This is a genomic window from Limimaricola cinnabarinus LL-001 (assembly GCF_000466965.1).
Lineage (GTDB): Bacteria > Pseudomonadota > Alphaproteobacteria > Rhodobacterales > Rhodobacteraceae > Limimaricola > Limimaricola cinnabarinus.
Genome location: NZ_BATB01000091.1, coordinates 1 through 9,476, shown reverse-complemented (window position 1 = coordinate 9,476; position 9,476 = coordinate 1). Strand labels below are relative to the sequence as shown.

The window sequence follows — 9,476 nt, the reverse complement described above, 5'->3', positions numbered from 1 at the left end:
TTCGCCTTCGGCTGGACGCCCTGCGTGAGCCCCCTGCTCGGCGTGATCCTGTTCACCGCGGGCAGCCTGCAGACCGCCGCAGAAGGCGCATGGCTGCTGCTCGCCTATGGCGTCGGCATGACCCTGCCCTTCCTGCTGGCGGCGGTCTTCGTCGCCCCCTTCACCCGCCTGATGCGCCACTTTCGGCGCCATCTCGGAACGGTCGAGAAGCTGACCGGTGCGTTGCTCGTGGCCTTCGGGCTGCTAATCGCCACCGACTCGGTGAACCTGATCGCGCAGTGGATGCTCGACGAATTCGCCATCTTCAGCCGCTATGGATGACAGGAGCCCACCATGATCCGCCTCAGACACGCGTTCGCGCTGCTTTTCCTTTCCGTTCTGCCCGCAGCTGCGGAGATCGGCGATGACGGGCTGCACAAGGCGCCCTGGATGCGCCAGACCTTTCTCGACCTGCGCGAGGACCTTACCGAGGCGAACGCCGCCGGGCAGCGGTTGATGCTGCTCGTGGAACAGCGCGGCTGCATCTATTGCCGCAAGATGCACGAGGACGTCTTCGTCCGGCCCGAGATCGCTCAGACACTGGATGAGGACTACTTCGTGGTGCAGTTCAACATGTTCGGCGACCTCGACGTCACCGATTTCGACGGTACCACCCTGCCCGAGAAGGAGATGATCTCGCGCTGGGGTCTGCTCTTCACGCCGACGATGATGTTCCTGCCCGAAGAGGTACCGACCGAGACCATGGCGGCCGAGTCGGCGGTGGCGGTAATGCCGGGCGCGTTCGGCCCCGCGACCACCCGAAACCTGCTGAGCTGGGTGCTGGAACATGGCTACGCGGGCGATGAGCCGTTTCAGAAATACCATGCGAGAATGCTTGAAAGCCAAGCTGAATAGCGTCTCGGCCCTGAGCTGGACCGAGCCGTATTCAATAAATTAAATATGTTGTTGATTGGAACGCTTGGTCCGGAGTAACGTCGGTTTGGAGGACAAAATGCCGCAGGGAGGACTTATGTCGCGACAAATCACCCTTGCCGTGGCGCTCGCGTTCATTGGCGCGGCCGCGCAGGCCGAGGTCGCGCCGCAGCAGGTGGCCTACGGCGAATACGGCGCCATAGAGACCTCCCTGAGCGGCACCCCCGGTGATCCCAAGGCGGGCGCCGAGGTCATGGCCGATCGGGGCTTGGGCAACTGCGTGGCCTGCCACGCGGTGGGCGCGCTCGATGAGGTGCCGTTTCACGGCGAAGTCGGCCCGCCGCTCGACGGCGCGGCGGATCGCTGGGCCGAGGCGGATCTGCGCGGGATCGTGGCGAACGCAAGATGACGTTCCCCGGTACGATCATGCCCGCCTTTTACAAGACCACGGGCTTCATCCGTCCGGGCGACGGCTTCACCGGCAAGGCCGGGACCGAGCCGCTCGATCCGCTGCTCACCGCGCAGCAGGTCGAGGACGTGGTCGCCTATCTTATGACGCTGCGCGAAGAGTGATCGTGCGGCAGGAGAGGAGAGAAATGAGCTTTTCACGCAGACAGACGCTGGCCATCATGGCCAGCAGCGGGCTCTCGGTGATGCTGGGCGGGCGCATGGCGCTGGCCACGCCGACCGAGGAGCTGATCGCCAACTTCACCGGCGGTGCCGAGATCACCGGCGAGGGGCTGACCCTTACCGCACCCGAGATCGCCGAGAACGGCAACACCGTGCCGGTCGAGGTCGACGCCCCCGGCGCCGAGTCGATCATCCTGCTGGCCACCGGCAACCCCAACCCCGATGTGGGCGTGTTCCATTTCGGCCCGCTGGCGGGCGCGCAGATGGCCTCGACCCGGATCCGCCTCGCCGGCACCCAGGAGGTCGTCGCCATCGCCAAGATGTCCGACGGCAGCTTCGCGCGTGCGGCGCAGGAGGTGAAGGTGACCATCGGCGGCTGCGGCGGCTGAGTTCGGGACAAGGAGCAAGAGACATGGCAGAGAACGTCACCCCCCGCGTCCGCGTCCCCAAGGAAGCCGCCGCCGGAGAGGTCATCACCATCAAGACCCTGATCAGCCACCCGATGGAATCGGGCCAGCGCAAGGACAAGGAGGGCAACCTCATCCCGCGCTCGATCATCAACCGCTTCACCTGCGCGTTCAACGGCGAGACCGTGATCGACGTGGCGATGGAGCCCGCGATCTCGACCAACCCCTATTTCGAGTTTCAGGCCAAGGTCCCCGAAAGCGGCACTTTCACTTTCACTTGGATCGACGATGACGGGTCGACCTACGAGGACACCAAGGAGATCGCCGTCGCCTGACGGCACGAAGAGGGCAAGGGAGGAGACCTTGATGAGACAGACGCTGAGGACCGGCGCTGCATGGGCGGCACTCGGGCTGGCCGGGTCGGCCGCCCTTGCCCCCGCCGCGATGGCGCAGGAGGCGAACCTCGTCATCGACGGCGAGATCGAGATCGTGACCCGGGCGCCCGCGCCCGAGCACATGGAATACATCTCCGAGATTTTCTCGGGCTGGGAATACCGCTCGCCCGAGACGCAGGCGCTGCAAATGGATGATTTCGAGAATCCCGGCATGATCGGCGTCGACAACGCCCGTGCCGATTTCGAGACCGCCATGGGCCCCGACGACCAGTCCTGCGCCTCGTGCCACGACAGCCCCGAGGCGCTTGAGGCTTGCGCGCGGTCTATCCCAAATGGGACGAGGCCAAGGGCGAGGTGCAGACGCTGGAGATGCAGGTCAACGAATGCGTGACCGAGCGCGCCGGGGCCGAGCCGTGGGACTATACCGGCAACCGGATGACCGAGATGGTCGCACTGATCTCCTCGGTTTCGCGCGGCATGCCCGTGGATGTGGCGATCGACGGCCCGGCCCAGGAGACCTGGGAGCAGGGCAAGGAGATCTACTACACCCGCTACGGCCAGCTCGAGCTCGCCTGCGCGAACTGCCACGAGGACAATTACGACAACATGATCCGGGCCGACCATCTGAGTCAGGGCCAGATCAACGGCTTCCCGACCTACCGGCTGAAGAACGGCAAGCTCAACGCGGTGCATGACCGGTTCAAGGGCTGCGTCCGCGACACCCGCGCCGAAACCTTCGCGCCGGGCAGCCCGGAATTCGTGGCGCTGGAACTCTATGTGGCCTCGCGCGGAAACGGCCTTTCGGTCGAAGGCCCTTCCGTCCGCAACTGAACGACACCCCGCCCGGCTATCGCTCGGCGGGGTTCTTCCGCCCCAACATATTCAAGAATGCGCATCCGATGACAGGGAACCGCCCATGATCCCCCGCCGCCACTTTCTTCAGGCCGGCCTCGCCGCCTCCGCTCTCTGGGGCGCCTCGGGTTTCGGCAACTGGTCGCGGCTCGCCGCCCAGCAGCGGCTCACTCAGGAGGACCTGATCGGCACTGGTGGTCCCGGCAACGTCACGCTGATCCACATCACCGACATCCACGCCCAGACCCAACCGATCTGGTTCCGCGAGCCCGAGATCAACCTCGGTGTCGGCGAGGCGCAGGACCTCGTGCCCCACGTCACCGGCGCCGCCTTCCGCAAGCTCTACGGCATCGAGGACGGCTCGCCGCTCGACTACGCGCTGACCTATGACGACTTCGTCGCACTGGGCCGCGAATACGGCAAGATGGGCGGCCTCGACCGCGTCGCCACCGTGCTCAAGGCAATCCGCGCCGAGCGGCCCGACGCGCTGCTGCTCGATGGCGGCGACACATGGCAGGGGTCTCTGCCCGCGCTCAAGACCCAAGGCGCCGATATGGTGCGGCTGTTCAACGCGCTGGGCACAGACGCGATGACCTCGCATTGGGAGTTCACGCTGGGCATCGACCGGGTCAACGAGATCCTCGAAAACGAGCTCGACCCCGCCTTCCTCGGCGCCAACATCTTCGACGCGACCTGGGACGAGCCGGCCTTCGAGCCCTACAAGATATTCGAGCGCGGAGGCACCTCGATCGCCGTGATCGGTCAGGCCTTCCCCTACCTGCCGATCGCCAACCCGAACTGGATGTTCCCCGATCTCAGCTTCGGCGTCCGCCAGGAGCGGATGGCCGAGGTGGTGCAGGAGGCGCGCGACGCCGGCGCCGAGGTCGTGGTGGTGCTGTCGCATAACGGCTTCGACGTGGACCGCAAGATGGCCGCGCAGGTGCCCGGCATCGACGTGATCCTGACCGGGCACACCCATGACGCCCTGCCCGAGCCGGTGCTGGTCGGCAGCACGCATCTGATCGCCTCCGGAAGCCACGGCAAGTTCGTCAGCCGCGTCGATCTCGATGTGCAGAACGGCGCGCTCAAGGGGCTGACACACAGGCTGATCCCGATCTTTTCGGACGTGATCGCCCCCGATCCGGAGATGACCGTACTGGTCGAAGAGACCCGCGCGCCGTTCAAGGACGAGATGGCCGAGGTGCTGGGCACGACGGATTCACTCCTTTACCGGCGCGGCAACTTCAACGGCACTTGGGACGATTTGATCTGCAACGCGCTGATTTCCGAGCGCGAGGCCGATATCGCGCTGTCGCCCGGCTTTCGCTGGGGGGCCTCGCTGATGCCCGGTCAGGAGATCACCCGCGAGGACGTGTTCAACGCCACCGCGATGAGCTACCCGGCTGCCTACCGCTCGGAGATGACAGGCGAGACGCTGAAACTGATCATCGAGGACGTGGCCGACAACCTGTTCAACCCCGACCCTTACTACCAGCAGGGCGGCGACATGGTCCGCGTCGGCGGCATGGGCTACCGGATCGACATCGCCCAACCGCAGGGCAGCCGCGTCACCGAGATGACGCTGCTGTCGTCGGGCGAAAAGATCGACCCCGCGAAAACCTACGTCGTGGCCGGATGGGCCAGCGTCAACGAAGGCACCGAGGGTCCGGCGATCTGGGACGTGGTCGAAAGCCACATCCGCAATCAGGGCACCGTTTCCATCGATCCCAATAACAGCGTCGACGTGGTGGCCGGATGAGCCGCCCCGCCGACATGGACGACAAGAGGACCCCGAGCATGAGTAATCCTGCCACCTCGCGGCGTGGCTTTCTGGCAGGCGCGCTTGCCGCCGGCGGCGCGGTCGCAGGCAGCCGCGCGGTTGCCCAGACAGCCGACCCGGCGATCACCGAGCTGCAGCCCTGGATGCAGTATCTGGGCGACGGCGTCGATGCCCGCCCTTATGGCACACCCTCGCAATACGAGGCGCATGTCATCCGCCGCAATGTCGACTGGCTGACCGCCGATCCGGTCTCTTCGGTCAACTTCACGCCGCTGCACGAGCTCGACGGGATCATCACCCCGAACGGGCTGTGCTTCGAGCGGCACCATGCCGGCATCGCCGAGGTCGACCCGGCGGCGCACCGGCTGATGATCAACGGCCTCGTCGACAAGCCGCTGGTCTTCACGATGCAGGATCTGATGCGCTTCCCGCGCGAGAACCGGGTCTATTTCCTCGAATGCGCGGCGAACTCGGGCATGGAATGGGCGGGCGCGCAGCTCAATGGCTGCCAGTACACCCATGGCATGATCCACAACGTCATGTATACGGGCATCCCGTTGCGGCTGCTGCTCGATGAGGCGGGGGTCAAAACCAACGGCAAATGGATCATGCCCGAAGGTGCCGATGCTTCTGCCATGACCCGGTCGATCCCGATCGAGAAGGCGATGGACGACTGCCTCGTCGCCTTCAAGATGAACGGCGAGGCGCTGCGCCCCGAGCAGGGCTACCCGGTCCGGCTCGTCGTGCCGGGCTGGGAAGGCAACATGTGGATCAAATGGCTGCGCCGGATCGAGGTCGGCGACCAGCCATGGCACCACCGCGAGGAAACGTCGAAATACACCGACCTACTGGATAACGGCATCGCCCGCCGCTTCACCTGGGAGATGGATGCCAAGTCGGTCATCACGAACCCCAGCCCGCAGACGCCGATCCTGCATTCCAAGGGGCCGACCGTGCTCACCGGCGTCGCTTGGTCGGGCCGCGGCACCATCCCGCGCGTCGACGTGACGCTTGATGGCGGCAAGAACTGGCAGGAGGCGCGCATGTCTGGGCCGAGCTTCGACAAGTCGATGCATCGCTTCTACTTCGAGTTCGACTGGGACGGAGAACCGCTGCTGCTGCAGAGCCGCGCACATGATTCCACCGGCTATGTGCAGCCCACCAAGAACGATCTGCGGGCGATCCGCGGCGAGAACTCGATCTACCACAACAACGGCATCCAGACCTGGCATGTCAACGAACGCGGCGAGGCGGAAAATGTCGAAGTTTCTTAAGGTCCTCGCACCCGCCTCCGCCGGCACGGTGGGCGTGCTGACCTTGGCCTATGTGCTGGCCGACCAATTCGTGGTCGACATGCCTGCCCCGGCACGCGTGTCCTTCGTGTCCGTTGCCAATGCGCAGGAGAGCGAGGCCCCGGAACCTGTAGCCGGGACCGTTGCGCAGGCCGATGCCGAGCCCCTCGCTCCGGCCCGCGACGGCAGCTACGGGCTGGGCCGCGAGGCGCTGCCCGAGGAGATCGCCGCTTGGGACATCGATATCCGCCCCGACGGGCAGGGCCTGCCGGTGGGATCGGGCGACGTCTGGACCGGCGAGGAGGTCTTCGTCGCGCAATGCGCCTCCTGCCACGGCGATTTCGGCGAGGCGGTCGGCCGCTGGCCGCAACTTGCCGGCGGTCAGGGGACGCTGGAGCGCAAGGACCCGGTCAAGACCATCGGCTCCTACTGGCCCTATCTCTCGACAGTCTGGGACTATGTGCATCGCGCGATGCCGTTTGGCGACGCGCAATCGCTCACGCCGGACGAGGTCTACGCGATCACCGCCTATCTCCTCTATCTCAACAACGTGGTCGAGGATGACTTCGAGCTGTCGAACGAGAGCTTTGCCAAGGTCGAGATGCCCAATGCCGATGGTTTCAAGCCCGACGACCGACCCGAGACCGAGCTGACTGCCTTCTCTGGCGAGGTCTGCATGGAAGGCTGCAAGGACGATGTCGAGATCACCATGCGCGCTGCCGTGCTCGACGTGACGCCCGGCTCGGACGAAGACGACGCCGAGGTTGTCGAGACCGCCGTCGAGGCCGAGGAGCAGGCCGAGGCGCAGCCCGCGGATGCGGAACCCGCCGAAGAGGCGGTGGCGGGCGACCAGCCCACGGCGCCGGAAGACGCGGCTGCTGAAAACGAGGCAGGGGATGCCTCCGCCGAAGGTGCCGACGCGGAAGCGGCCCCGGCGGAGGCGGCCGAGGAGGCCAGCGCTGCGCCCGATCCGGAACTGGTCGCAGCGGGCGAACGTGTCTTCAAGAAGTGTTCGGCCTGCCACCAAGTCGGCGATAACGCCAAGAACCGCAGCGGCCCGCAGCTCAACGGCATCGTCGGACGCACCGCCGGCGCGGTCGAGGGCTTCCGCTACTCGGGCGCGATGGAAGAAGCAGGCGCGAACGGCCTGGTGTGGGATCACGAAAGCCTCGCGGGCTTCCTCGCCGATCCGCGCGCCTATCTGAAGGGCACCAAGATGTCCTTCGCGGGCCTGCGCAGCGACGAGGACATCACCGCCATCACCGCCTTTCTCGAAGCGCAGGCCGAGTGAGCCATTCCGGGCGGCCCGTGCAGGGCCGCCCGCATCGCCGCCATGGCGGCACGGGAGAGAGGCCGGATCATGTCCGGCCCGACCCGCAACAGGGGAGGAGTAAGGCGATGAGACGGATCCTTTTGGCGGCGGTGGCCGCGATTGCAGGCGGCACCGCCTCGGCGCAGGAGGTGGTCACCTATCCCTTCGACGGCAGCTTCGAGGACGCCACCTTTAGCGTCGAGAGCGCCATCATCGGCGAGGGGCTGGTGGTCGACTACGTCAGCCGCGTCGGCGACATGCTCAACCGCACCGGCGAGGACGTAGGCAGCGACGTGACGATCTTCGACGCCGCGGACGTGTTCCTGTTCTGCTCGGCGGTGGTGTCGCGCAAGGTGATGGAGGCCGATCCGTCCAACATCGCGCATTGCCCCTACGGGATCTTCGTGACCGACAAGGAAGGCGCGGTCGAGATCGGCTATCGGGCAATGCCCGACGACCCGATACAGGAGGTGCAGTCGCTGCTCGACGGCATCGCGAAAGAGGCAGCGGGGCAGTAACGGGTGGCCTTCGACAGCTTCTTCACCGCCGAATTGAACCGCCTGCGCGACGAGGGCAACTACCGCCGTTTCGCCGAGCTGGAGCGTCATCGCGGCGCCTTTCCCGCCGCCACCCGCCATGACGGGCCTGTACCCTCCGAGGTGGCGGTCTGGTGCTCGAACGACTATCTCGGCATGGGTCAGCACCCGGACGTGCTGGCTGCAATGCACGCGGCCATCGACGAGGTCGGCGCCGGCGCGGGCGGCACCCGCAACATCTCGGGCACGACGCGCCACCATGTCGCGCTGGAGCGCGAATTGGCCGATCTGCACGGCAAGGAGGCGGCGCTTCTCTTCACCTCGGGCTACGTGTCGAACTGGGCGTCGCTGGGCACGCTGGCCTCGCGCATCCCCGGCTGCGTCGTGCTGTCGGATGCGGGCAACCACGCCAGCATGATCGAGGGCATCCGCCACAGCCGCGCCGAGAAGGTCATCTGGAAGCACAACGATCTCGCCGATCTCGAAGCCAAGCTCGCCGCCTTGCCCGCCAACGCACCCAAGATCGTGGCGTTTGAGAGTGTCTATTCGATGGATGGCGACATCGCCCCCATTGCAGGCATCTGTGATCTGGCCGAACGCTACAATGCCTTGACCTATCTCGACGAGGTGCATGGCGTCGGTCTCTATGGCCCGCGCGGCGGCGGTGTTGCCGAGCGCGAGGGGCTGATGGGCCGTATTGATGTGATCGAGGGCACATTGGGCAAGGCCTACGGCGTGATGGGCGGCTATATCGCGGCCTCGGCCGCGCTGTGCGACTTCGTGCGCAGCATTGCCTCGGGCTTCATCTTCACAACCGCCCTGCCCCCTGCGGTCGCTGCAGGTGCGCAGGCCGCCGTGCGGCATCTCAAGATCTCCGACGTCGAACGCCGGTTGCAGACCGAGCGGGTCGCGGTACTGCGTGCCCGGCTCGACGCGGCGGGCATTCCGCATCTGTCGAACCCGAGCCACATCGTGCCGGTCATGGTGGGCGATCCGGTCAAGTGCCGCTGGCTGTCGGATCTGCTGCTCGACGAGTTCGGCATCTACATCCAGCCGATCAACTATCCCACCGTGCCGCGCGGCACCGAGCGGCTGCGCATCACGCCGTCGCCGGTGCATTCCGAGGCAGATCTCGACCGCCTTGCAAAGGCGCTGGAGACGCTATGGGACCGCTGCCGCATCGCCCGCGTGCCGATGGCCGCGCAATAAGGAAGACCGCCATGATCCGTCTCGCCGCCGCCTTCATGTTGGCTGTCACCGAGAACTGACCCAGCATTGTCACCGAGATCTGACCCGCCCGGTTGTTATGTTTGCTGGTTCATGACGTGGTCAATGGTGCCGTCTCCTTCCGTTTCTTTTT

At 65.9% G+C, this 9,476-nt stretch carries 9 protein-coding genes and 2 pseudogenes; all 11 read left to right on the top strand.

The genetic code is table 11. The features are described 5' to 3' along the window. Window positions 1-321, top strand: a 321-nt coding sequence (locus MBELCI_RS17350; RefSeq protein WP_045320440.1) for a sulfite exporter TauE/SafE family protein, incomplete at its 5' end; no start/stop codon positions are given. 12 nt (window positions 322-333) lie between these two features. Continuing rightward, a complete protein-coding gene (locus tag MBELCI_RS17345) occupies window positions 334-894 on the top strand; it encodes a thioredoxin family protein (RefSeq protein ID WP_021695553.1) in 561 nt (186 codons plus the stop codon). A 115-nt stretch (window positions 895-1,009) separates the two neighbouring features. Next, window positions 1,010-1,485: pseudogene (soxX, locus tag MBELCI_RS17340) on the top strand (sulfur oxidation c-type cytochrome SoxX). Between the two features lie 23 nt (window positions 1,486-1,508). Continuing rightward, the gene (gene soxY / locus MBELCI_RS17335) at window positions 1,509-1,931 is read left to right on the top strand and encodes a thiosulfate oxidation carrier protein SoxY (RefSeq protein ID WP_021695550.1); all 423 of its coding nucleotides are present in this window, start codon (window positions 1,509-1,511) and stop codon (window positions 1,929-1,931) included. A gap of 23 nt (window positions 1,932-1,954) precedes the next feature. Continuing rightward, a complete protein-coding gene (gene soxZ, locus MBELCI_RS17330; RefSeq protein ID WP_021695549.1) occupies window positions 1,955-2,284 on the top strand; it encodes a thiosulfate oxidation carrier complex protein SoxZ in 330 nt (109 codons plus the stop codon). 31 nt (window positions 2,285-2,315) lie between these two features. Continuing rightward, window positions 2,316-3,175 (top strand): annotated as a pseudogene (gene soxA / locus MBELCI_RS17325) (sulfur oxidation c-type cytochrome SoxA). Window positions 3,176-3,260: 85 nt separating this feature from the next. Further along, window positions 3,261-4,955: a thiosulfohydrolase SoxB gene (gene soxB, locus MBELCI_RS17320; protein ID WP_021695547.1), complete on the top strand. Its 1,695-nt coding sequence runs from the start codon at window positions 3,261-3,263 to the stop codon at window positions 4,953-4,955. A gap of 38 nt (window positions 4,956-4,993) precedes the next feature. Then, a complete protein-coding gene (gene soxC / locus MBELCI_RS17315; RefSeq protein WP_021695546.1) occupies window positions 4,994-6,250 on the top strand; it encodes a sulfite dehydrogenase in 1,257 nt (418 codons plus the stop codon). Next, the gene (locus tag MBELCI_RS17310; protein WP_045320439.1) at window positions 6,234-7,559 is read left to right on the top strand and encodes a c-type cytochrome; all 1,326 of its coding nucleotides are present in this window, start codon (window positions 6,234-6,236) and stop codon (window positions 7,557-7,559) included. Before soxC ends, MBELCI_RS17310 begins: the two co-directional genes overlap by 17 nt. A gap of 107 nt (window positions 7,560-7,666) precedes the next feature. Next, window positions 7,667-8,098 (top strand): DUF302 domain-containing protein, encoded by a 432-nt coding sequence (locus MBELCI_RS17305; RefSeq protein ID WP_021695544.1) that lies wholly within the window; start codon window positions 7,667-7,669, stop codon window positions 8,096-8,098. A gap of 3 nt (window positions 8,099-8,101) precedes the next feature. Further along, window positions 8,102-9,325, top strand: a complete 1,224-nt coding sequence (gene hemA, locus MBELCI_RS17300) for a 5-aminolevulinate synthase (RefSeq protein WP_021695543.1) — start codon at window positions 8,102-8,104, stop codon at window positions 9,323-9,325. Window positions 9,326-9,476: the final 151 nt, after the last annotated feature.

Excerpts from the sequence above, each read along its gene's own strand:
- MBELCI_RS17305 (WP_021695544.1), top strand. The coding sequence starts at position 7,667 with ATGAGACGGATCCTTTTGGCGGCGGTGGCCGCGATTGCAGGCGGCACC.
- MBELCI_RS17345 (WP_021695553.1), top strand. The coding sequence starts at position 334 with ATGATCCGCCTCAGACACGCGTTCGCGCTGCTTTTCCTTTCCGTTCTG.
- soxC (WP_021695546.1), top strand. The coding sequence starts at position 4,994 with ATGAGTAATCCTGCCACCTCGCGGCGTGGCTTTCTGGCAGGCGCGCTT.
- soxZ (WP_021695549.1), top strand. The coding sequence starts at position 1,955 with ATGGCAGAGAACGTCACCCCCCGCGTCCGCGTCCCCAAGGAAGCCGCC.
- MBELCI_RS17310 (WP_045320439.1), top strand. The coding sequence starts at position 6,234 with ATGTCGAAGTTTCTTAAGGTCCTCGCACCCGCCTCCGCCGGCACGGTG.
- soxY (WP_021695550.1), top strand. The coding sequence starts at position 1,509 with ATGAGCTTTTCACGCAGACAGACGCTGGCCATCATGGCCAGCAGCGGG.
- soxB (WP_021695547.1), top strand. The coding sequence starts at position 3,261 with ATGATCCCCCGCCGCCACTTTCTTCAGGCCGGCCTCGCCGCCTCCGCT.